Origin of the sequence: Promicromonospora sp. NPDC090134 (assembly GCF_044746965.1) — a bacterium.
Lineage (GTDB): Bacteria > Actinomycetota > Actinomycetes > Actinomycetales > Cellulomonadaceae > Promicromonospora.
Window position 1 is genome coordinate 292825 of record NZ_JBIVCZ010000008.1, and the last position, 22563, is coordinate 315387.

Annotated in this window: 17 protein-coding genes and 1 tRNA gene; 15 read left to right on the forward strand and 3 right to left on the reverse strand. The window is 72.3% G+C overall.

Annotated elements, in window-relative coordinates:
- The first annotated feature begins 47 nt into the window (after positions 1-47).
- The 11 genes from ACIPN7_RS21875 (at position 48) to ACIPN7_RS21925 (ending at position 14826) form a co-directional block, all read left to right on the forward strand.
- The gene (locus ACIPN7_RS21875; RefSeq protein ID WP_400547163.1) at positions 48-308 is read left to right on the forward strand and encodes an HGxxPAAW family protein; all 261 of its coding nucleotides are present in this window, start codon (positions 48-50) and stop codon (positions 306-308) included.
- Positions 309-316: 8 nt separating this feature from the next.
- Positions 317-607 (forward strand): DUF4190 domain-containing protein, encoded by a 291-nt coding sequence (locus ACIPN7_RS21880; protein WP_400547166.1) that lies wholly within the window; start codon positions 317-319, stop codon positions 605-607.
- The gene (locus tag ACIPN7_RS21885) at positions 591-1022 is read left to right on the forward strand and encodes a DUF2752 domain-containing protein (protein WP_400547169.1); all 432 of its coding nucleotides are present in this window, start codon (positions 591-593) and stop codon (positions 1020-1022) included. Before ACIPN7_RS21880 ends, ACIPN7_RS21885 begins: the two co-directional genes overlap by 17 nt.
- Before the next feature lie 215 nt (positions 1023-1237).
- Positions 1238-2053, forward strand: a complete 816-nt coding sequence (trpC, locus tag ACIPN7_RS21890; RefSeq protein WP_400547172.1) for an indole-3-glycerol phosphate synthase TrpC — start codon at positions 1238-1240, stop codon at positions 2051-2053.
- A gap of 11 nt (positions 2054-2064) precedes the next feature.
- Positions 2065-3360 (forward strand): tryptophan synthase subunit beta, encoded by a 1296-nt coding sequence (trpB, locus tag ACIPN7_RS21895; RefSeq protein WP_400547175.1) that lies wholly within the window; start codon positions 2065-2067, stop codon positions 3358-3360.
- The gene (trpA, locus tag ACIPN7_RS21900) at positions 3357-4286 is read left to right on the forward strand and encodes a tryptophan synthase subunit alpha (RefSeq protein ID WP_400547178.1); all 930 of its coding nucleotides are present in this window, start codon (positions 3357-3359) and stop codon (positions 4284-4286) included. Before trpB ends, trpA begins: the two co-directional genes overlap by 4 nt.
- Positions 4283-5359, forward strand: coding sequence for a prolipoprotein diacylglyceryl transferase (gene lgt, locus ACIPN7_RS21905; protein WP_400547181.1), 1077 nt, complete (start codon positions 4283-4285; stop codon positions 5357-5359). Before trpA ends, lgt begins: the two co-directional genes overlap by 4 nt.
- Positions 5360-5474: 115 nt before the next feature.
- Positions 5475-10058, forward strand: coding sequence for a glutamate synthase large subunit (gltB, locus tag ACIPN7_RS21910; protein ID WP_400547184.1), 4584 nt, complete (start codon positions 5475-5477; stop codon positions 10056-10058).
- Entirely contained in the window at positions 10051-11529 is a 1479-nt protein-coding gene (locus tag ACIPN7_RS21915; protein ID WP_400547187.1) for a glutamate synthase subunit beta, read from the forward strand. Before gltB ends, ACIPN7_RS21915 begins: the two co-directional genes overlap by 8 nt.
- Positions 11530-11600: 71 nt before the next feature.
- Complete coding sequence (gene pyk, locus ACIPN7_RS21920; RefSeq protein WP_400547190.1) at positions 11601-13037, forward strand: pyruvate kinase; 1437 nt, start codon at positions 11601-11603, stop codon at positions 13035-13037.
- A gap of 109 nt (positions 13038-13146) precedes the next feature.
- The gene (locus ACIPN7_RS21925; RefSeq protein WP_400547193.1) at positions 13147-14826 is read left to right on the forward strand and encodes a RyR domain-containing protein; all 1680 of its coding nucleotides are present in this window, start codon (positions 13147-13149) and stop codon (positions 14824-14826) included.
- A 6-nt stretch (positions 14827-14832) separates the two neighbouring features.
- Here the strand turns inward: ACIPN7_RS21925 and ACIPN7_RS21930 are convergent.
- A tRNA-Leu gene (locus ACIPN7_RS21930) sits at positions 14833-14919 on the reverse strand.
- A gap of 81 nt (positions 14920-15000) precedes the next feature.
- Between ACIPN7_RS21930 and ACIPN7_RS21935 the strand changes: the two genes are divergently transcribed.
- Both ACIPN7_RS21935 and ACIPN7_RS21940 read left to right on the forward strand, forming a co-directional pair.
- Entirely contained in the window at positions 15001-15663 is a 663-nt protein-coding gene (locus tag ACIPN7_RS21935) for an ANTAR domain-containing response regulator (RefSeq protein WP_285102343.1), read from the forward strand.
- Positions 15664-15810: 147 nt separating this feature from the next.
- Complete coding sequence (locus tag ACIPN7_RS21940; protein WP_400547196.1) at positions 15811-16467, forward strand: GNAT family N-acetyltransferase; 657 nt, start codon at positions 15811-15813, stop codon at positions 16465-16467.
- A gap of 19 nt (positions 16468-16486) precedes the next feature.
- On the opposite strand, the gene ACIPN7_RS21945 is transcribed toward ACIPN7_RS21940, so the two are convergent.
- Complete coding sequence (locus ACIPN7_RS21945; RefSeq protein ID WP_400547242.1) at positions 16487-16870, reverse strand: PaaI family thioesterase; 384 nt, start codon at positions 16868-16870, stop codon at positions 16487-16489.
- 181 nt (positions 16871-17051) lie between these two features.
- Here ACIPN7_RS21945 and polA point away from each other — a divergent pair, with 181 nt between their 5' ends.
- A complete protein-coding gene (polA, locus tag ACIPN7_RS21950) occupies positions 17052-19688 on the forward strand; it encodes a DNA polymerase I (protein ID WP_400547199.1) in 2637 nt (878 codons plus the stop codon).
- A 6-nt stretch (positions 19689-19694) separates the two neighbouring features.
- Here polA and ACIPN7_RS21955 read toward each other — a convergent pair whose 3' ends face one another.
- Complete coding sequence (locus ACIPN7_RS21955) at positions 19695-20495, reverse strand: class I SAM-dependent methyltransferase (protein WP_400547202.1); 801 nt, start codon at positions 20493-20495, stop codon at positions 19695-19697.
- Positions 20496-20705: 210 nt separating this feature from the next.
- Between ACIPN7_RS21955 and ACIPN7_RS21960 the strand changes: the two genes are divergently transcribed.
- On the forward strand, positions 20706-22358 hold the full coding sequence (locus ACIPN7_RS21960) for an ABC transporter substrate-binding protein (protein WP_400547205.1): 1653 nt from the start codon (positions 20706-20708) through the stop codon (positions 22356-22358).
- Positions 22359-22563: the final 205 nt, after the last annotated feature.

The window sequence follows — 22563 nt, forward strand, 5'->3', positions numbered from 1 at the left end:
GTTAGGCTGGGCGCGTACCGCACGACACGAAAGGCATCAAACCTGCGATGACCGAGAACAAGCCTGAGATCGCCTACCTCCCGCCGGACGTCCCGCCGACCAACCACGGCCACACGGTCGCCGCGTGGGTCACGATGGTCGGGATCACGCTGGGTGTGCTGATCTCCTCGTGGGGCGTCGTGGTGGCCCAGTCGTGGTCGGCCTGGCTGGTCCTGTTCGTGCTCGGCTTCGTCGTCATCGGGGCCTCGCTGATCATCGGCCTGGTCCTGCGCAACATGGGCCTGGGCCAGAAGTCGGTCCAGCGGTAACCGGTGCCATGACCGCCCTGGAGATGGCCGCGCCGTCCGCCGCCTACCCCCGCAACAACCTGGGGGTCTGGTCGCTCGTGCTGGGCATCGCGTCGCTCGTGCTCCTCCTGGGTGCCCTCACCGGCATCCCCGCGATCATCATCGGCAACCAGGGCCGCCGCGCCGTCCGCGCCGGCGACGCGAACAACGAGGGGACGGCGCTGGCCGGCGTCGTGCTGGGCTGGCTGTCCCTCGCGATCCTCGTCGTCGTGATCGGGCTCGTCATCGTCCGCTTCCTGGCGGGTGGGTCGAATTCCTGAGACGACCGTCCGGCCGGCGGCGCCCGCACTGCGGGCGCCGGTCCTGGCCGGGGTGGCCGTCGGCGCGGCCACCCTTCTGGTGGCGCTCCGCGACCCGCACGTGCCCGGCTCCTACGGGTTCTGCCCGCTGCTGGAGCTGACCGGCCTGGCCTGCCCGCTGTGCGGCGGGCTCCGCGCCACGCACGACCTGGCGCACCTCGACCTGGCGAGCGCCTGGTCGGCCAACGCGCTGTGGACGGTCACCGCCCCGGTGGTCGTGGTCGTCTGGCTGGCCTGGCTCGTGGCCGCGGCCCGCGGACGGCCGTTCCGCGGCCTGTCGAGCGCGGCGGGCTGGGTCACGCTCGGGGTCGCGCTCACATTCCTCGTGGCACGAAACCTGCCGGGGCTGCAGCAGTACCTGACCCCCTGGCTCTGATCCCGGCCCTGATCAGGCGATCTCCAGGGAACGACGCCGACGGCGCCCGCCCGGTATCTGACGGGCCGTCGTCTCACGGTCCGGGAGTGGTCAGGACCACACCCTGGATCCGCCTACCATGGCCATGGGGCACACGTCCCAGCAGTCGTAGGGCGTGATCAGGCGCACGAGGCCGCATGCCGAGGGCAGAGCGAGGGCACGGGGAGGCTCATTACATGTCGGTCCTGGAGGACATCGTCGCGGGGGTTCGTGAGGACCTCGCGGAGCGTGAGGCACGTGTGTCTCTCGACGCGCTCAAGGAGCGCGCCAACGCGGTGCCCGGGGCCCTCGAGTGCCTCGGCCGCCTCAAGCAGGCGGACGCCGTCTCGGTGATCGCCGAGGTCAAGCGCTCGAGCCCCAGCAAGGGCTCGCTGGCCCAGATCGCCGACCCGGCGGCGCTCGCGGTCGAGTACGAGACCGGCGGGGCCTCGGCGATCTCGGTGCTCACCGAGCAGCGCCGGTTCCACGGCTCGCTGGCGGACCTGGACGCGGTGCGCGGTCGCGTGGACGTCCCGGTGCTGCGCAAGGACTTCGTCGTCACGCCCTACCAGGTGTGGGAGGCGCGCGCGCACGGGGCGGACCTCGTCCTGATCATCGTGGCGGCCCTGGAGCAGACGGTGCTCGAGTCGCTGGTCGAGCGGGTGCACTCGCTGGGCATGACCGCGCTCGTGGAGACGCACAACCTGGAAGAGGTCCGCCGCGCGGTCGACGCCGGCGCCCGGGTGGTCGGCGTCAACCACCGCAACCTGAAGACGCTCGAGCTGGACCGCGGCCTGTTCCGCAGCCTCGCCGAGTACATCCCGGACGATGTGGTCAAGATCGCGGAGTCCGGCATCCGTGGCCCGCACGACGTGATGGAGATGGCCCGGGCCGGGGCGGACGGCGTCCTGGTGGGCGAGGCGCTCGTGACCGACGGCGCCCCGCGCGCCTCGGTGGCCGACCTCGTCGCCGCGGGCTCGCACCCGTCGCTGCGCTCCGTCCGTCCGGCCTGAAGGGATCCGAGGTGACCGATGTGAAGCTTTCCGACGTCTCCGGCCCGTACTTCGGCCAGTACGGCGGGCGCTTCGTGCCCGAGGCGCTCATCGCCGCGCTCGAGGAGCTCGACACGGAGTTCCGCAAGGCGGCCGACGACCCCGCGTTCGCGGCCGAGCTGCAGCGCCTGCACCGGGAGTACACCGGCCGGCCGAGCCCGCTGACCGAGGTGCCGCGGTTCGCCGCGCACGCGGGCGGCGAGTCGGGCGGCGTCCGGGTGTTCCTGAAGCGCGAGGACCTCAACCACACCGGTTCGCACAAGATCAACAACGTGCTGGGCCAGGCCCTGCTCGTCAAGCGCATGGGCAAGAAGCGCCTCATCGCCGAGACGGGGGCGGGCCAGCACGGCGTCGCCACCGCCACCGCGGCGGCCCTGATGGACCTCGAGTGCGTGGTCTACATGGGCGAGGAGGACACCCGGCGGCAGGCGCTGAACGTGGCGCGGATGCGCCTGCTCGGCGCCGAGGTCGTGCCGGTCAAGATCGGCTCGCGCACGCTCAAGGACGCGATCAACGAGGCGCTGCGCGACTGGGTCGCCAACGTCGAGACGACGCACTACCTGCTGGGCACCGTCACGGGCCCGCACCCGTTCCCCGAGATGGTGCGCCAGTTCCACCGCATCATCGGCGAGGAGGCGCGCGAGCAGCTCCTGGAGCGCACCGGCCGCCTGCCCGACGTCGTCGCGGCGTGCGTGGGCGGAGGCTCCAACGCGCTGGGCATCTTCAACGCGTTCCTCGACGACAAGGACGTGGAGCTGCGCGGCTTCGAGGCCGGGGGCGAGGGCATCGAGTCGGGCCGGCACGCGGCCCGGTTCAGCGGCGGCGCGCTGGGCGTGCTGCACGGCGCCAAGTCCTACCTGCTCCAGGACGACGACGGGCAGACCCTGCCCAGCCACTCGGTCTCCGCGGGCCTGGACTACCCGAGCGTCGGCCCGGCGCACGCCTGGCTGCACGACCTGGGCCGGGCCACGTACGAGCCCGTGACCGACGACGAGGCCATGGAGGCGTTCCGCCTGCTGTGCCGCACCGAGGGCATCATCCCGGCCATCGAGTCGGCGCACGCCCTCGCGGGCGCGCTGCGCGTGGGGCAGGCCGCGGCCGCCGAGGGCCGCACCGGCCCCGACGGCGAGCCGCTCCTGCTGCTGGTGAACCTGTCCGGTCGCGGCGACAAGGACGTGGCGACGGCTGCCCGCTGGTTCGGGCTGCTGGACGGCGCGGACAACGGCGTCGCGGCAGAGGAGCTCGAACGACAGGAGGGCCGGGGATGACCACGGTGACGCAGCAGGCCACGGGTCCGGACACGCACTCCGGCACCGCTGACCTGATCGCCCGCCTGCGCACGCAGGAGAACCGGCCCGCCCTGGTGGGCTACCTGCCGGTGGGCTACCCGACGGTCGACCGGTCGATCGAGGCCCTGAAGACCCTCGTGGACCACGGCGTCGACATCATCGAGCTCGGCATCCCGTACACCGACCCCGTCCTCGACGGCCCGGTGATCCAGGCGGCCGCGCAGGGCGCGCTCGACGCGGGCACGCGGGTGCGCGACGTGTTCCGTGTGGTGCGCGAGCTGACCGAGTACGCGCCGCACGTGCCCGTGCTGGTCATGACCTACTGGAACCCGGTGCTCAAGTACGGCCCGGACGCGTTCGCGCGTGACCTGGCCGCCGCGGGCGGCGCCGGGCTGATCACCCCCGACCTCATCCCGGACGAGGGCGCCGACTGGATCGCGGCGAGCGAGGCGCACGGCCTGGACCGCGTGTTCCTCGTGGCCCCCAGCTCGACGCCGGAGCGGCTGCGGCTGACCGTGGGCCAGTCGCGCGGCTTCGTGTACGCGGCGTCGCTCATGGGCGTCACGGGGGAGCGCAACCAGGTGGGCTCGCGCGCCGAGCAGCTCGTGACCGACACGCGCGCCGCCGGCGCGCCGAACGTCTGCGTGGGCCTGGGCGTCTCCACGGGGGCGCAGGCCGCCGAGGTAGGCCGCTTCGCCGACGGCGTCATCGTCGGCTCGGCGCTGGTCCGCCCGCTCCTGTCGGAGGGCCCGCTGCCGGACGACGAGTGGGCGGTCCGTCTCACGAATCTGGCCGGGGTGACGGAGGACCTCGCCGCCGGGGTACGGTCGGCTCGCGCTCCCGCGCCGACCGACCCCCCTGCCGCCACGCCTGGCGGTGCGACCACCTCCGGAGAGGCCCTGTGACGCTGCTGACCGCACTGCCGGCCGCTCTGTCCGTGGAGCTGCCTGCCGCGTTGTCCGCCGCGCTCCCCGGAGCTCCCGCGACCCAGATCCCCAGCCCGGCCGAGCACACCTGGTACCTCGGGATCTTCCCGCTGCGCGCCTACGCGCTGGCCATCCTCGCGGGCATCGTGCTCGCCGTCTGGCTGACCGCCAGGCGGTGGAAGGCGCGCGGGGGAAGCCCGGACGACGTCCTGGAGATCACCTTCTGGGCGGTGCCGTTCGGCATCGTCGGGGGCCGGATCTACCACGTGCTCTCGTCACCCGACCGGTACTTCGGCGAGAACTTCTCGGGCGGGGGTGACCCCGTCCAGGCGCTCTACGTCTGGGAGGGCGGCCTCGGCATCTGGGGCGCCGTGGCGCTCGGCGCCGTGGGCGCGTGGATCGGCTGCCGCAGGCAGGGCGTGCGGCTGTCGTCGTTCGCCGACGCCGTGGCGCCGGGCCTGCTGATCGCGCAGGCCGTCGGCCGCCTCGGCAACTGGTTCAACCAGGAGCTGTACGGGCGGCCCACGGAGCTGCCCTGGGGCCTGCACATCGACGCCGAGTACCTGGTGTCCAACCCGGCCACGGGCGTGGCGTACCCGGAGGGCACGCTCTTCCACCCGACCTTCCTGTACGAGCTCCTGTGGAATCTCCTGATGGCCGGAGTTCTGCTGTTTCTCGACCGTCGGTTCAGGTTGGGTCATGGGCGGGTATTCTGGGCGTACGTCCTGCTCTACACTCTCGGACGGGTCTGGATCGAGATGCTCCGCATCGACGATGCGGAGCAGGTGCTGGGGCTCCGCCTCAACGTCTGGACCTCGATCCTGCTGGGCCTTGCGGCCCTGGTGGTCTCGATCGTGCTGGCTCGAAGGTTCCCCACCAGGGAAGAGTCGGTGCGGCTGCGACCAGAGGACGACGAACCGCCGGCGGGCCCACGGGCCGAGCCGGAGCCTGACCCAGGAGTCGAAGGGACCGGCGAGGCCGCGGCCGAGCCGGAGGAAGTAAAGACAGCTGCACAGGAGGAGTCCGACGCGGACGCCTCCGTGCGCACCTGAGGGGCACGACCGCCGGGACCACCGGACGACGAGCCCCCTGACCGACCGGGCCGCCGTCGTCCCGGACCACCGCAAGGAACTGCGCTCGGCTGCGGCCGAGTGCCTGTGAGGACCCATGACCAAGCCGTTGCCGACACAGAGGGTTGGGCTGCCCACGCAGACGTTTGAAGGCGGCCTGTACGACCCGGCGGCCGAGCATGACGCGTGCGGCGTCGCCTTCGTGGCGACCCTGCGCGGCACGCCCGGGCGCGACATCGTCGATGCCGGGCTGACCGCCCTGCTGAACCTCGACCACCGCGGCGCGGTGGGAGCGGAGGAGGACAGCGGCGACGGCGCCGGCATCCTCACCCAGATCCCCGACGCGTTCATCCGCGACGTCGTGGGGGTGGACCTGCCGCCCGCCGGGATGTACGCGATCGGTACGGCGTTCCTGCCGACCGACGAGGCCGAGCGCGACGCCATGGTGCGCCGGGTCGAGGCCCTGGCCGCCGAGGAGAAGCTCGACGTGCTCGCGTGGCGCGACGTCCCGGTCGACGCCGGGATCGTCGGCCCGACGGCGCGCGCCTCGATGCCGGTGTTCCGCCAGATCGTGGTGGCCGACCCCTCGCGGAGCCTGTCCGGGATCGACCTGGACCGCCGCTGCTACCGCCTGCGCAAGCGGGCGGAGAACGAGGTCGGGCTGTACTTCGCCTCGCTCAGCGCCCGCACCCTGACGTACAAGGGCATGCTGACGACGGCGCAGCTCGAGCCGTTCTTCCCCGACCTGTCGGACCCGCGGTACGCCACCGAGCTGGCCCTGGTCCACTCGCGGTTCTCCACCAACACGTTCCCGTCGTGGCCGCTGGCCCAGCCGTTCCGGCTGCTGGCCCACAACGGCGAGATCAACACCGTGCGCGGCAACCGCAACTGGGTCGCGGCGCGCGAGGGCACCATGGAGTCCGACCTGCTCGGCGACCTGGCGCCCCTGCAGCCGGTCTGCTCGCCCGGCGCGAGCGACTCGGCGAGCTTCGACGAGGTGCTGGAGCTGCTGCACCTGTCGGGCCGCTCCCTGCCGCACTCGGTGCTGATGATGGTGCCGGAGGCCTGGGAGAACAACCCGGGCATGGACCCCGCCCTGCGGTCGTTCTACCAGTACAACGCGAACCTCATCGAGCCGTGGGACGGCCCCGCCTCCCTGACGTTCACCGACGGCACCCTGATCGGTGCCGTGCTCGACCGCAACGGCCTGCGCCCCGGGCGCTGGTGGGTCACCGAGGACGGCCTGGTCGTCCTGGCCTCCGAGGCCGGCGTGCTCGACATCGACCCCGCCACCGTGGTCCGCAAGGGCCGCCTGGAGCCCGGCAAGATGTTCCTCGTGGACACCGGCTCCGGCCGGATCGTCGAGGACGAGGAGATCAAGTCCGGCCTCGCGTCGATGCACCCCTACGGGGACTGGATCCGCGAGCACTCGGTCTACCTCGACGAGCTGCCCGACCGCGAGCACGTGGCGCACAGCCCGGCGTCGGTGCGCCGTCGGCAGCGGGCCTTCGGCTACACCGAGGAAGAGCTCAAGATCATCCTGTCGCCGATGGCGACCACCGGCGGCGAGCCGCTCGGCGCCATGGGCTCGGACACGCCCGTCGCGGTGCTCTCGCAGCGCCCGCGGCTGCTGTTCGACTACTTCACGCAGATGTTCGCGCAGGTGACCAACCCGCCGCTGGACGCGATCCGCGAGGAGCTGGTCACCGCCATCGGCAGCGCCATCGGACCGGAGCCCAACCTCCTGGCCGACCTGCCGGAGCACGCGCGCAAGCTCGTGCTCGGCTTCCCGGTGCTGGACAACGACCAGCTCGCCAAGGTCGTGCACGTCGAGCGCGACCGTGAGCTCGAGGGCCTGTTCCAGGCCGAGACCATCCAGGGCCTGTACGACGTCTCGGGCGGCGGCGGCGCGCTGCTGGCCCGGCTGGAGGCGATCTTCGCCGACGTCGACCGGTACGTGGAGGAGGGCGCGAGCTTCCTCGTGCTCTCGGACCGCGACGCCAACTCCGAGCTCGCCCCGATCCCGTCGCTGCTCCTGACCAGCGCCGTGCACCACCACCTGGTGCGCAAGCACACCCGCAACCGGGTCTCCCTGGTGGTCGAGGCCGGCGACGTGCGCGAGGTGCACCACGTCGCGCTGCTCATCGGCTACGGCGCGGCCGCCGTGAACCCCTACCTCGCGATGGAGACGGTCGAGGACCTCGCCCGCCGCGGGTACCTGGACGTCACGCCGGAGCAGGCCGTCGCCAACCTCATCAAGGCCCTCGGCAAGGGCGTGCTCAAGGTGATGTCCAAGATGGGCATCTCCACGATCATGTCCTACCGCGGCGCCCAGATCTTCGAGGCCGTGGGGCTGTCCCACGACCTGGTCGAGGACTACTTCACCGGCACCACCTCGCGGCTCGGCGGCATCGGCCTGGACGTCATCGCGGCCGAGGTCGCGGCGCGGCACGCCGAGGCCTACCCGCCGTCGGGCAACAAGAAGCCGGGCGAGCGCCTCACCACGGGCGGCGAGTACCAGTGGCGGCGCGACGGCGAGGACCACCTCTTCGACCCCGAGACGGTGTTCCGCCTGCAGCACGCCACGCGGTCCGGCCGGATGGACATCTTCCGGCAGTACACGCGGCGCGTGGACGAGCAGTCGAACCGCCTCATGACGCTGCGCGGCCTGCTGCGCTTCAGCCCCGACCGCGAGCCGGTGCCGATCGACGAGGTCCAGCCGGTCTCCGAGATCGTCAGGCTGTTCAACACGGGAGCCATGTCCTACGGCTCCATCTCGGCCGAGGCGCACGAGACCCTCGCGATCGCGATGAACCGCCTCGGCGGCCGCTCCAACACGGGCGAGGGCGGCGAGGACCCGGAGCGCCTGTACGACGACGAGCGCCGCTCGCGCGTCAAGCAGATCGCGTCGGGCCGGTTCGGCGTGACGTCGGAGTACCTCACGCAGGCCACCGACATCCAGCTCAAGCTCGCCCAGGGCGCCAAGCCGGGCGAGGGCGGTCAGCTGCCCGGGAACAAGGTGTACCCGTGGGTCGCCGCGACCCGGCACTCGACCCCCGGCGTCGGCCTCATCTCGCCGCCGCCGCACCACGACATCTACTCGATCGAGGACCTGGCCCAGCTCATCCACGACGCGAAGAACGCCAACCCGTCGGCGCGCGTGCACGTGAAGCTGGTCAGCGAGTTCGGCGTGGGCACCGTGGCCACGGGCGTGTCCAAGGCGCACGCCGACGTCGTCCTCATCTCAGGGCACGACGGCGGTACGGGCGCCTCACCGCTGACGTCGCTCAAGCACGCCGGCACGCCCTGGGAGATCGGCCTCGCCGAGACCCAGCAGACGCTCGTGCTCAACGACCTGCGCGACCGCATCGTGGTGCAGGTCGACGGCCAGATGAAGACCGGTCGCGACGTCATCGTCGCGGCGCTGCTGGGGGCCGAGGAGTTCGGCTTCGCGACGGCGCCGATGGTGGTCTCGGGCTGCGTCATGATGCGCGTCTGTCACCTGGACACCTGTCCGGTGGGCGTCGCCACGCAGAACCCCGAGCTGCGCAGCCGGTTCACCGGCAAGCCGGAGTTCGTCGTGAACTTCTTCGAGTTCATCGCCCAGGAGGTGCGCGAGCACCTCGCGGCGCTCGGGTTCCGCAGCCTCGAGGAGGCCGTGGGCCAGGTGCAGGTGCTCGACACCCGCAAGGCCGTGGACCACTGGAAGGCGCAGGGCCTCGACCTCACGCCCGTGCTCGCCCGGCCGCAGCTCAAGGAGGGCTCGTCGCTGCGCCACACCCGGATGCAGGACCACGGTCTGGCCCGGGCGCTGGACAACCAGCTCATCGCGGCCGCCGCCCCGGCCCTGGAGCGCGGGGAGGCCGTCAAGATCGAGCTGCCGGTGCGCAACGTCAACCGCACGGTCGGCACGATGCTCGGCCACGAGGTGACCAAGCGGTACCGGGGCGCGGGCCTGCCCGACGACACGATCGAGGTGACGCTGACCGGGTCCGCCGGCCAGTCGCTCGGCGCGTTCCTGCCGCGCGGCATCACGCTGCGCCTGTTCGGCGACGCCAACGACTACGTCGGCAAGGGCCTGTCGGGCGGCCGCGTCGCGGTGCGGCCCGACCGGGCCTCCGTGCTCGACGGCGCCAACGTCATCGCGGGCAATGTCATCGGCTACGGCGCCACCTCCGGCGAGGTGTTCCTGCGCGGACGCGTGGGGGAGCGGTTCGGGGTGCGCAACTCCGGCGCGACCCTGATCGCCGAGGGCGTGGGCGACCACGCCTGCGAGTACATGACCGGCGGCACCGTGCTGGTGCTCGGCCCCACGGGCCGCAACGTCGGCGCGGGCATGTCCGGCGGCACCGCGTTCTTCCTGGACCTGCGGGTCTCCCGCGTCAACCAGGCGGCGCTGGAGGCGGGCGAGCTCGCCGTCGGCGTCCTGACCGACGCCGACTGGGAGACCGTGCGCGACCTCCTGGAGCGGCACCTGGCCGAGACCGGCTCGACCATCGCCGCCGAGCTGCTCGCCGACCCCGCCGCCGCGCGGGGCCGGTTCAGCCGGCTGCTGCCCCCCGGCTGGGCGCGTGTGCGCCTGGCCCTCGCCGAGGCCGAGGCCGACGGCACCGACATCTCGGGCAAGACCCAGTGGGACCCGTCCGTGTGGAACCAGATCATGGAGGTGGCACGTGGCTGACCCCCGAGGATTTCTGAAGGTCCGGGAGCGGGAGCTCCCGCCGAACCGGCCCGTCGAGGTGCGGCTGCGTGACTGGAAGGACACGCACGCGCACCGCGAGGAGGGCCAGGCGTTCCTGAAGGAGCAGGCCGGCCGCTGCATGGACTGCGGCGTGCCGTTCTGCCACCAGGGCTGCCCGCTGGGCAACCTGATCCCCGACTGGAACGACCTGGTCTGGCGCGGCCAGTGGGCCGACGCGATCGACCGCCTGCACGCCACGAACAACTTCCCGGAGTTCACGGGGCGCGTGTGCCCGGCGCCGTGCGAGTCGTCCTGCGTGCTGAGCATCAACCAGCCCTCGGTGACCATCAAGAACGTCGAGGTCTCAATCATCGACGAGGCGTTCGCGCGTGGCCTGGTCACGCCGCACGTCCCCGAGCGGCTCACCGGTTCCACGGTCGCCGTCGTCGGCTCGGGCCCCGCGGGCCTGGCCGCCGCGCAGCAGCTCACGCGCGCCGGCCACACCGTGGTCGTCTATGAGCGCGACGACGCCATCGGCGGCCTGCTGCGCTACGGCATCCCGGACTTCAAGCTCGAGAAGCTGCACATCGACCGCCGTCTGGCGCAGATGGAGGCCGAGGGCACCCGCTTCCGCGCCGGCGTGACGATCGGCGAGGACATCAGCTGGGACGCCCTGCGCCGCCGGTTCGACGCCGTCGTGGTCGCCACGGGCGCCACCGTGCCGCGCGAGCTGCCCGTGGCGGGCCGGGACCTGGCCGGCATCCACTACGCCATGGACTTCCTGACGCCCGCCAACAAGGCGGTCGCGGCCGGCACGCCCGACGACCTGCCCGAGGGCGCGCCGACGGCGGCCGGTAAGCACGTGGTCATCATCGGCGGCGGCGACACCGGCTCGGACTGCCTCGGCACCGCGCTGCGCCAGGGCGCCGCGAGCGTCACCACGCTCGCCATCGGCAAGAAGCCGCCGGTCGAGCGCCCGGCGAACCAGCCGTGGCCCACCGACCCCATCCTGTTCGAGGTCTCGACCTCGCACGAGGAGGGCGGCGAGCGCACCTACCTGGCCTCCACGGTCGAGTTCCTGGCCGACGACGCCGGCAACGTCCGCGCGCTCAAGGTCGCCGAGACCGAGTACCTGCCCGACGGCCGCCGGGCGCCGCGGGCGGGCACCGAGCACGAGATCCCCGCGGACCTCGTGCTGGTGGCCATGGGCTTCACCGGCCCCGAGGTCGGCGTGCTCGAGGAGCAGACCGGCATCGAGGTCACCGAGCGTGGCCTGGTGGCCCGCGGCGACGACTACGCCGCGAGCCTGCCGGGCGTGTTCGTCGCCGGTGACGCCGGCCGTGGACAGTCCCTCATCGTGTGGGCGATCGCCGAGGGCCGCGCCGCGGCCGCTGCGGCCGACACCTACCTCCAGGGCAGCACCGAGCTGCCCGCCCCGGTGCGCCCGCGCACGCTCGCTCTGCGATCGTGACCCGATAACCCGACCGGGAGTTGTACACCCCCACAGGGCGCGCTGGCGCCCACCATGCCTAGGCTGGAGACATGCGCAGAGCCAAGATCGTGTGCACCATCGGACCCGCCACGGAGAGCCCAGAAAAACTCCGGGAACTCGTTGACGCCGGCATGAACGTGGCGCGGATCAACCGCAGCCACGGCGAGCAGGAGGCTCATGCGGCGGTATACCGCAACGTGCGAGAGGCCGCGAAGGCGGCAGGAAAGTCGGTCGCCGTACTGGTCGACCTGCAGGGACCCAAGATCCGGCTCGGCCGGTTCGCGGGAGACGAAAAGCATTTCTTGAACAAGGGCGACACGTTCACCATCACGACCGAGGACATCCTCGGCAACCGTGAGATCGTCTCGACCACCCACAAGGGACTGGCCCACGACGCCCAGGTGGGCGACCCGCTGCTGATCGACGACGGCAAGGTGCGCGTGCGCGTCACCGCCGTCGAGGGCCCGCGGGTCGTCACCGAGGTCGAGGTTCCTGGCCCGGTCTCGAACAACAAGGGCATCAACCTGCCCGGCGTCGCCGTGTCCGTGCCGGCCCTGTCCGACAAGGACGAGTCCGACCTGCGCTGGGCGCTCGCCCTGGGTGCCGACTTCATCGCGCTGTCGTTCGTGCGGTCCGCCAAGGACTACGAGGACGTCCGCCGGGTGATGGAGGAGGAGGGCCGCACGGTCCCCGTCATCGCCAAGATCGAGAAGCCGCAGGCCGTGGAGAACCTCGCCGAGGTCATCGCCGCGTTCGACGGCGTCATGGTGGCGCGCGGCGACCTCGCGGTCGAGATGCCGCTGGAGCAGGTGCCGCTCGTGCAGAAGCGCATCGTCGAGATGGCGCGGCGCAACGCCAAGCCGGTCATCGTGGCCACGCAGGTGCTGGAGTCGATGACCACGTCGCCGACGCCGACCCGCGCCGAGGCGTCCGACTGCGCCAACGCGGTGCTCGACGGCGCCGACGCGGTCATGCTCTCGGGCGAGACCTCGGTGGGCGACTACCCGATCATCACGGTGCAGACCATGGCCCGGATCATCGAGGCCACGGAGGAGGCGGGCCGGGAGCGCATCGCGCCGCTCGGCTCCACGCCGCACACCCGTGGTGGCGCCATCACGCGCGCCGCCGCCGAGATCGGCGAGACGCTCGGGGTCAAGTACCTCGTGACGTTCACGCAGTCGGGCGACTCCGCGCGCCGGATGTCCCGCCTGCGCTCGTCGATCCCGCTGCTCGCGTTCACCCCGGAGCAGGACGTCGCGAACACCCTCGCCCTGACGTGGGGTACCTCCGAGTACCTCGTGCCCAAGGTCGACACGGTCGACGCCATGGTGGCCCAGGTGGACCTGACCCTGCAGGACCAGGGTCTCGCCGTGAAGGGCGACACGGTCGTGGTGGTCTCGGGTGCGCCGGTCGGCGTGCCGGGTACGACCAACTCGATCCTGGTGCACCGCATCGGCTCGCACACGGACGGCCGCAGCAAGGGCTGACGCAGCACGTAGAACGACGAGAACGACGACGCCGAGTCAGCATGCTGACTCGGCGTCGTCGTTCTCGCCCGGGAATCGATGTGGGGAAGATGTCGCTATTGTTCCGGGCGTGAACCGCGCCTCCCTTCCCTGGTCCCGGATCGGCTTCGCCGTCCTCGTGGTGGTCTCGCTCAGCCTCGGCTGGTGGGGCCTGATGCTCGACACCACGCACGTGCCCGGCCGCACCTGGTACGACGTCGTCTACCACGACCTGCAGCTCTTCGTGATGGGCGCCGACCCCGCCAGCGGCGGCGGGCCGCTGTCCTGGCAGCTCCAGGTCGCGCGGTTCCTCGCCCCCGGCACCGCCGTCTACGCCCTGCTCGAGGCGGCGCGCGCCCTGTTCACGGGCGAGATCCGGCGGTTCAGGGAGAGGCGCGCCCGCGGCCACGCGATCGTCGTCGGGGAGACCGACGCCGCCGACACCGTCACCGCCGCGCTGGAGGCGGCCGGGCACCGGGTGCTGCGCACCCCGGACGCCGCCGGGCTGCCCGGCGTCGGCCTGACGGGCGCCACCGTGCTGTACGCGTGCGGTGACGACACCACCGACGCGACGGCGAACGTGCTCACCGTCGCCGAGGCGGAGGCCGCGGTCCGCCGCGCGGGCGGTGGCCCCGAGCGGCTGTACGCCCACGTCAGCGACCCCGACCTCGGCGTGGCGCTCCAGGCGCGGCACCTGAGCTGCGCCGAGCCCGGCGTGGACTTCTTCACGCTCGACGTGATCGCCGCGCAGGCCCTCGCCGTCCGCGAGGTGCGGCGCATCCTGGACGCCCCGGGCGGGCCGGCTCCCGTGACCCACCTGGTGGTGGTCGGCTCGGGCGAGTTCGCCAAGGCCCTCGTGGTGGGGCTGGCCCGGGAGTGGGAGCTCGCCGGGGACGGGCTGCGCCTTCTCGTCGACCTGAGCGCGGACGACGCCGACCACGTGGCCGGCGAGCTGCGGGCCCGCTGGTCGCCCGTGGCCCAGCGGATCGAGCTGCGGGCGGTGCCGGTGCTCGGCACGGGCGGCGCCGTCGCCCCGGACACCGTGTACGTGTGCCACGCGTCGGACGGCGTGTCCCTGCGGGTGGCGCTGACGGCGACGCGGCTGTGGCACGGCGGCCCCGGGTCGCTGGTGCTCCTGCTCGACGGGCTGGCGGGCCTGACGGGCGCGTTCGGCACCGAGGCGTCGCGCGTGCTCGACAACCTGGACGGCCGGCTGCGGACCGTGACCACGCGCGACCTGCTCGCCGACGTCGAGCGCGTCGAGGCCCGGGCGCACGCCGACATGTACGAGCGGATCGCGCGCTCCGTGCACCACGTGTACCTGCGCAACCAGCTCGAGCGCGGCGTCGGCTGGGGCGAGGTCCCCGCGATGGTGCGCTGGGAGGACCTGCCGGACGACCTGCGGGCCTCCAACCGCGGCTGGGTCGTCGGGCTGCCCGCGCGCCTGTCGCGCATGGGTGCGACGATCGCGCCGCGCGACGGCGCCCCGGACGTGGTGTTCGACGGCGCCGAGCTCGACCGGCTCGCCGAGGCCGAGCACGAGCTGTGGGAGTCCGTGCGGGTCGCCGCGGGCTGGCGCAGCGGCCCGGTGCGGGACGACGCCGCCCGGATCCACCCGATGATCGGCGTGCCGTGGTCGGAGCTGTCCGAGGCGAACCGGGAGAAGGACCGCGACGTGGTGCGGCTGCTGCCCGAGATCCTGGCGGAGTTCGGGCTGGAGGTCGTCCGCTACGAGGAGGCCCGGACGCCGGAGCTCGTCCACGGGCGCTGAGTCTGCTGGTGCCGGGTGTGGGACTCGAACCCACACGCCCTCGCGGGCAGCGCTTTTTGAGAGCGCCGCGTCTGCCTGTTCCGCCAACCCGGCCTGTCAGGTCATCAAACATGACCCGGCGCACATAGAACCACACCGCGGGCCTGGGTCCCAAGCCCAGGTGCGCAACGTAGGATGTCCTTCGTGACCGACGAGAACACCGAGAAGCTTTCCCTGGATCTGCCCCCGCTGGTCGACGCCGAGCCGGAGGCCGCTCCCGCCAACCCCTCCCGTCGCGCCGTCGTGGCGGAGGACGAGGCACTCATCCGCATGGACGTGGTGGAGACCCTGCGCGAGGCGGGTTTCGACGTCGTGGGTGAGGCCGGTGACGGCGAGACCGCCGTCAACCTGGCCATCGAGCTCAAGCCCGACGTCGTCGTGATGGACGTCAAGATGCCCGAGCTGGACGGCATCTCCGCCGCCGAGCGCATCGGCAAGGCCCACGCCGCGCCCGTCGTGCTGCTCACGGCGTTCTCGCAGACGGAGCTCGTCGAGCGCGCCCGCGACGCCGGCGCCATGGCCTACGTGGTCAAGCCCTTCACCCCGGCCGACCTGCTGCCCGCCGTCGAGATCGCGATCTCGCGGTACTCGCAGATCGGTGCGCTGGAGGCCGAGGTCGCCGACCTGACCGAGCGCTTCGAGACCCGCAAGCGCGTGGACCGCGCCAAGGGCCTGCTCATGACCAAGATGGGCCTGTCGGAGCCGGAGTCGTTCCGCTGGATCCAGAAGACGTCGATGGACCGCCGCCTCACCATGCGCGAGGTCGCCGACGCCGTCATCGAGCAGGTCGGGGCCTGAGCGAGCGGTGGGACACGCCATCCGGACCAGTCGTCCCGGAGCGGGTGAAATTCAGGACTGCCTGTTTTCAGCCGACCCGCTCGGGACTAGTGTCTGCGCGGAGCCGGGCGTGACGTCCGGCCGCCAGACCCCCGGGAGGAGATGAGCGTGCGCACCGTGCTGGACATCCACCCCGCGCGCGAGGCCGACATGCCCGCCGTCGCGGCGCTGGCCGCTGCCGCGCGCGACGACTCGCCCACCGGGGCCCAGCTCGGCGCCCAGGAGGTCGGCCGGCTGCTGGAGCACCTCAGCGTGCTGCTGGCGGCGGGCGGTCACGTGCTGGTCGCGGAGCAGGACGGCGAGGTCGTCGGCGTCGTCCTCGGCCGGGTCGTGGCGGCGTACCTCTTCGCGGAGCGCGCCAGCCTGTACCTGGACATGCTGTTCGTGTCGCCGCAGGCCCGCCGCCACGGAGTCGGGCACGCGCTGCTGCGTGCGGCCACGGACCTCGCGGCCGAGCACGAGTGCCACGACATCTACTCCGCGCCCGTGCCCGGCAACCGGGGTGTCCAGCGCTTCCTCGCCCGGCTCGGGTTCGCCCCGGCCGCGGGCCACCGCGTGGCGTCCGTCGCGGCGCTGCAGCGCCGCCTCGCGGCCGAGGCCACCGCCCGCGACGGCGCGCACCGCCGACGGTCCGCCCGCGGCGGCATCGAGGACCTCATCGCCCGCCGCCGCCGGGCCCGGTCCGTCATGGAGTCCGGGCCCATCGACATGCGCGCCGTGGGCGGCGGCGCCCCGTCGCGCCGCCACCCGGCCAAGGCCGGCTGAGCCCTCTCCTTGCCTGGACCTAGCCGAGGATCATGCAGGTCAGGCGCGCCGTGCACACCCGCTTGCCGGCGTCGTCGGTGATCACGATCTCGTAGGACGCCGTCGACCGGCCCAGGTGGATCGCCGTCGCCGTGCCCGTGACGTGGCCGTCGCGCGCGCCCCGGTGGTGCGTGGCGCTCACCTCGATGCCCACGGTCTTCTTGCCCGGCCCGGCGTGCGCCTGCGCGGCGAGCGAGCCGAGGGTCTCGGCGAGCACCACGGAGGCGCCGCCGTGCAGCAGGCCCGCGGGCTGTGTGTTGCCCTTCACCGGGATACGCCCGACGGCGCGGTCCGGGGCGAGCTCCAGGAGCTCCATCTCCATGCGCTCGAAGAGCGTGCCCGCGGTGTCGGAACCGGCGTACATCGCCTTCCAGTCGATCTCGGTACCGGAACCGGCTCCGGAACCGGCGTCGGAAGGCGTCGCGGAAGCGCTCGTGTCAGTCATGCGAGCTATGTTGTCAGGCGTGACCTCCACCGCGCCAAGCCGTACTCCGGGTACGCCGTCCTCAGGCCGCCCCCGTCTCCTGCTGATCGACGGCCATTCCATGGCCTATCGGGCGTTCTACGCGCTGCCCGACACCCTCGCGACCAGCTCAGGACAGATCACCAACGCCGTCTACGGCTTCACGTCGATGCTGACGAACCTGCTGCGCGACGAGCAGCCCACCCACATGGCGGTGGCGTTCGACGCGGGCCGGGTCACGTTCCGCACGGAGCGCTTCCCCGCCTACAAGGGCACGCGCGACGCCACGCCGGACGCGTTCAAGGGGCAGGTGCCCCTGATCAAGGAGGTGCTCGACACCCTCCGGATCAGCTCGATCGAGCTCGCCGGCATCGAGGCCGACGACATCCTCGCCACCCTCGCCACGCGGGCCAGGGCCGCGGGCATGGAGGTGCTGGTCTGCTCGGGCGACCGCGACACGCTGCAGCTCGTCAACGGCGACGTCACCGTCCTGTACCCCAAGAAGGGCGTGTCCGAGCTGGCCCGCATGGACCCCGCGGCGGTCGAGGCCAAGTACGGCGTGCCGCCCGAGCGCTACCCGGACCTCGCGGCGCTCGTGGGCGAGACCAGCGACAACCTGCCGGGTGTGCCCGGCGTCGGGCCCAAGACCGCCGCCAAGTGGATCACCGCGCACGGCGGCCTCGCCGCGCTGCTGGACGCCGCCGACGAGGTCAAGGGCAAGGCGGGGGAGAGCCTGCGCGCGCACCTCGACCAGGTGCGGGTCAACCGCGAGCTGAACGCCCTGCTGACCGACGTCGAGCTGCCGCTCGCCGTGACCGACCTCGGCCTCGCCGGCTTCGACCGCGAGGCCGTGCACCTCGTCTCGGACACGCTGCAGTTCGGCCAGCTCCGCGACCGCCTGCTCGCCGTGGACCCCGCGGGCGTGGCCGAGGAGGAGGCGCCCTCCGGTGCGTCCGTCGAGCTCGACCTGGCCGACCTCGACGCGGGCGCCCTCGGCGCCTGGCTCGCCGCGCGCACCGGGCGCGTGGGCGTCGAGGTGTCCGGCAAGAACACGCCCGGCGGCGGGGACGCCTGGGCCGTCGCCGTGGCACAGCCCGGCGGCGAGGCCGCCTACCTCGACCTCACGCAGCTCGGGCCCGACGACGAGAAGGCGCTCGCGGCCTGGCTCGCCGACGCCGACGCGCCCAAGGTGCTGCACGGGGCCAAGGCAGCAGCGCACATGCTCGCGGCGCGCGGCATGGAGCTCGACGGCGTCGTGTTCGACACCGAGCTCGCGGCCTACCTCTGCTACCCCGACCAGCGCGGCTACGACCTGGGCGACCTCGCCGTCCGGCACCTGGGCCGGGAGCTCAAGGTGGCCGAGCCCGAGGGTGCGCAGGGCGCGCTGGACCTGTCGCTGGAGGGCGAGACCGAGGGGCAGGCCGAGGCCGTGCGCGCGCAGGGCGTCGCCGACCTGGCGACGGCGCTGGAGGGCGAGCTCGCCGACCGCGGGGCCATGCACCTGCTGGACGACGTCGAACTGCCGCTGTCGGGCGTGCTCGCCCGGATGGAGCGCATCGGCATCGCGGCGGACACCGAGTACCTCACGGGCCTGGAGAAGCAGTTCGCCCAGGGGGTGGCCGACGCCGCGGCCGACGCCTACGCGGTGATCGACCGCGAGGTGAACCTCGGCAGCCCCAAGCAGCTGCAGGAGGTCCTGTTCGACCAGCTCGGCATGCCGAAGACCAAGAAGATCAAGACCGGCTACACCACCGACGCGGCGAGCCTGCAGGACCTGTTCGTCAAGACGGAGCACCCGTTCCTGGCGCACCTGCTGGCGCACCGCGACGTCTCGCGCCTCCGGGTCACGGTCGAGGGGCTGCTGAAGTCCGTGGCCCCGGACGGCCGCATCCACACCACGTTCCAGCAGACGATCGCCGCCACGGGCCGCCTGAGCTCGACGGACCCGAACCTGCAGAACATCCCGATCCGCACCGAGGCGGGCCGGCAGATCCGCCGCGCCTTCCGGGTGGGCGAGGGCTACGAGTCCCTGCTGACGGCCGACTACAGCCAGATCGAGATGCGCATCATGGCGCACCTGTCGGGCGACGAGGGCCTGATCGCGGCGTTCAACTCGGGCGAGGACCTGCACCGGTACGTGGGCTCGCGCGTGTTCGAGGTCGAGCCCGCCGACGTGACGCCCGAGATGCGCTCCAAGATCAAGGCCATGTCGTACGGCCTGGCCTACGGCCTGAGCGCGTTCGGCCTGTCGCAGCAGCTGAACATCGCCACGAGCGAGGCGCAGATGCTGATGGACGACTACTTCGAGCGGTTCGGCGGCGTGCGCGACTACCTGTCCGGCGTGGTCGAGGAGGCGCGCGCCACGGGCTACACCGCCACGATCCTCGGCCGCCGCCGCTACCTGCCGGACCTCACGAGCGACAACCGGCAGCGCCGGCAGATGGCGGAGCGGATGGCGCTCAACGCGCCCATCCAGGGCAGCGCCGCCGACATCATCAAGCTCGCGATGCTCCGCGTGCAGCGCGCGCTCGACGAGCGCGGTCTCGCCTCGCGCCTGCTGCTCCAGGTGCACGACGAGCTCGTGCTCGAGGTGTCGCCCGGCGAGCGGGACGCGGCGGAGGAGGTGCTGCGCACCGAGATGGGCGCCGCGTTCGAGCTCAACGTGCCGCTGGACGTCTCGGTCGGCACGGGCGCCACCTGGCACGAGGCGGGCCACTAGCCACGGCTACGGGCGGGTCGTGACGAACACCGCCGTGCCCGGGAGGTAGCGGCCGCGTTCCGGGCCCCAGCCGCCCCAGACCTGGTCGTTCCACTCCGGCCACTCGGGCTCGACCAGGTCGACCAGGCGCAGGCCGGCGGCGACCACGTCACGCACGTGGTCGCCGACGGTGCGGTGGTACTCCGCGTAGACGACCCGCCCGGCGGCGTCGGCCTCCACGTAGGGACGGCGGTCGAAGTACGACCGGTTGGCCGTGAGACCGTGCAGGCTCGGGTCGTCCGGGAACGCCCAGCGCAGGGGGTGGGTCACCGAGAACACCCAGCGGCCGCCGGGGCGCAGCACACGGGCGGCCTCGTGGTGCACGCGCACGGGGTCGGGCACGAAGGGCAGGGCGCCGAACGACGTGAAGACGACGTCGAACGCGCCGTCCGCGAACGGCAGCGCCCGCGCGTCGGCCTGCACGCGCGGCACGACGACGCCGGTCGCGGCGTCGAGGCGCACCGCCCCGGCCAGCATGCCCGCCGAGAAGTCGGTGGCGACCGCCCGCGCACCGCGGGACGCGAGCCAGCGCGAGCAGTGCGCGGCCCCGGCCCCGACCTCCAGCACGTCGCGCCCGGCGACGTCGCCCAGGAGGCCCGCCTCCGCCTCGGTCAGGCCCTCCGGGCCCCAGCGGAACCCGGCGTCGCCGAGGAAGTCACGGTGCTCGTCGAGGTACTCGCCGGCGTTGGCGTCCCACCAGCTCCGGGCGACGCCACGGTCGTCGGGCAGGTCGCGATAGCCGAAGGACACCGGTTCGTCAGAGGTCACGGTGCCATCATCCCCGTTCGGCCCGCACGCACCGGTGAAGCCCGGGCCAACTACCACATTCATAGCGGTAACAAAAGGGTCACGATTGGATTGCGAGTGCCGTAGCGAAATACGGAAGCAACGAAAGGGCTCCTAAGGTCAGGCGCAAACGTCTGCGTGTCGTCGTGCCCGAACCCGGGCCTGCCGATGCGCTCGAGGAAGGAGAGTGCCATGCGTCGACGCGCTACGCGCCTTGCGGGCGGCGTCACCCTGGTGACCGCGCTCGCGGTGGCTCTGAGCGGTTGTGTCGCCAGCGAGCGGGACGCCGACGGCGGCGAGGGCGGGGGCAGTGACGGCACGTTCGTCTTCGCCGGCTCGGCCGAGCCCAGCTCGCTCGACCCCGCGTTCGCCAGTGACGGCGAAACGTTCCGGGTCGCCCGTCAGATCTTCGAGGGCCTGGTCGGTGTCGAGCCCGGCACCGCGGACCCCGCCCCCCTGCTCGCCGAGAGCTGGGACATCAGCGACGACGGTCTGGAGTACACGTTCCACCTCAAGGAGGGCGTGAAGTTCCAGGACGACACGGACTTCGACGCCGAGGCCGTGTGCGCCAACTTCGACCGCTGGCACGACTGGACCGGTCTGGCCGCCCACGAGAACCTCTCGTACTACTACAAGGCGGTCTTCGGTGGTACCGGCGACGACAGCCTGTACGACTCGTGCGCGGCGTCCGACGCGGCCACCGCCGTCATCACGCTGAACACGCCGATCCCCGAGCTGATCCCGGCGCTGTCGCTGCCGTCGTTCTCGATGCAGTCGCCCACGGCGATGGAGGAGTTCGGCGCGGACGACGTCGAGGGCACGGCCGACGCGCCGCAGCTCACCGAGTACGGCCGGGAGCACCCGGTCGGCACGGGCCCGTACACGTTCCAGGAGTGGAAGAGCGGCGAGAGCGTCACGCTGGCCGCCAACGAGAACTACTGGGGCGAGATCGGCGACGTCAAGACCATCGTCTTCACGGTGATCTCCGACGGCACCGCGCGTCGTCAGGCGCTCGAGGCCGGTGACATCGACGGCTACGACCTGGTCGCGCCCGCCGACGTCGACGCGCTCAAGGAGGCCGGCTACACCCTGCTGGACCGCGACGCGTTCAACATCCTGTACCTGGGTATGAACCAGGCGGAGAAGCCGCTGGACGACATCAAGGTCCGCCAGGCGATCGCCCACGCGATCGACAAGGACGGCCTGGTCCAGGCGACCCTCCCCGAGGGCACGACGGCCGCCACGCAGTTCGTGCCGGAGATCGTCACGGGCTACAGCGACGACGTCACGACGTACGACTACGACCCCGAGAAGGCCAAGGAGCTCCTCAAGGAGGCAGGCCAGGAGAACCTCGAGCTCGAGTTCAACTACCCGACCGAGGTCTCGCGTCCGTACATGCCGGACCCCGCCGCGATCTACGAGGCCGTGTCCGCGGACCTCGAGGAGGTCGGCATCACGGTGACGGCGACGCCGGAGCCGTGGAGCCCGACGTACATCGACACCATCCAGGGCGGCGAGAAGCACGGCCTGCACCTGCTGGGCTGGACGGGCGACTACAACGACACCTACAACTTCGTCGGCACGTTCTTCGGGGCGCCGTCGCTGGAGTGGGGCTTCGACGACCAGGACGTCTTCGACGCGATCAAGGACGCCCGCAACGCTCCGCTGGACGAGCAGGAGGACGCCTACAAGAACGCCAACGAGGTGATCATGGACGCCCTCCCCGGTGTCCCGCTGGCCAGCCCGGTGCCGTCGCTCGTCGTCGCGCCCGGGGTCGAGGGCTACCCGATCTCCCCGGTGCAGGACGAGGTGTACAGCGTCATCACTCTCGGCGGTGACGAGTAGTCGAGAGGGGTAAGGTTCCCTCTCGAACTGCCCGGGGCGCCCATGCCCTAGGGTGAAATACCTCAGGTCGGGGGGCGGCTGCGGCCGCGCCCCGACCGCTGTCCGGAGTCGCCCGGGCCGGCCACAAGCCGGTTGGCCGGGGGGCCCCAGAAAGCACTTGTTTTGGGGGACCCTGGCAAGCAAGGTCGTTCAGCCCCAGCGGCTC

Excerpts from the sequence above, each read along its gene's own strand:
- trpA (WP_400547178.1), top strand. The coding sequence starts at position 3,357 with ATGACCACGGTGACGCAGCAGGCCACGGGTCCGGACACGCACTCCGGC.
- ACIPN7_RS21935 (WP_285102343.1), top strand. The coding sequence starts at position 15,001 with ATGTCCTTCGTGACCGACGAGAACACCGAGAAGCTTTCCCTGGATCTG.
- ACIPN7_RS21945 (WP_400547242.1), bottom strand. The coding sequence starts at position 16,870 with ATGTACGCCGGTTCCGACACCGCGGGCACGCTCTTCGAGCGCATGGAG.
- trpC (WP_400547172.1), top strand. The coding sequence starts at position 1,238 with ATGTCGGTCCTGGAGGACATCGTCGCGGGGGTTCGTGAGGACCTCGCG.
- ACIPN7_RS21875 (WP_400547163.1), top strand. The coding sequence starts at position 48 with ATGACCGAGAACAAGCCTGAGATCGCCTACCTCCCGCCGGACGTCCCG.
- polA (WP_400547199.1), top strand. The coding sequence starts at position 17,052 with ATGGCCTATCGGGCGTTCTACGCGCTGCCCGACACCCTCGCGACCAGC.
- pyk (WP_400547190.1), top strand. The coding sequence starts at position 11,601 with ATGCGCAGAGCCAAGATCGTGTGCACCATCGGACCCGCCACGGAGAGC.
- ACIPN7_RS21960 (WP_400547205.1), top strand. The coding sequence starts at position 20,706 with ATGCGTCGACGCGCTACGCGCCTTGCGGGCGGCGTCACCCTGGTGACC.
- ACIPN7_RS21880 (WP_400547166.1), top strand. The coding sequence starts at position 317 with ATGACCGCCCTGGAGATGGCCGCGCCGTCCGCCGCCTACCCCCGCAAC.
- gltB (WP_400547184.1), top strand. The coding sequence starts at position 5,475 with ATGACCAAGCCGTTGCCGACACAGAGGGTTGGGCTGCCCACGCAGACG.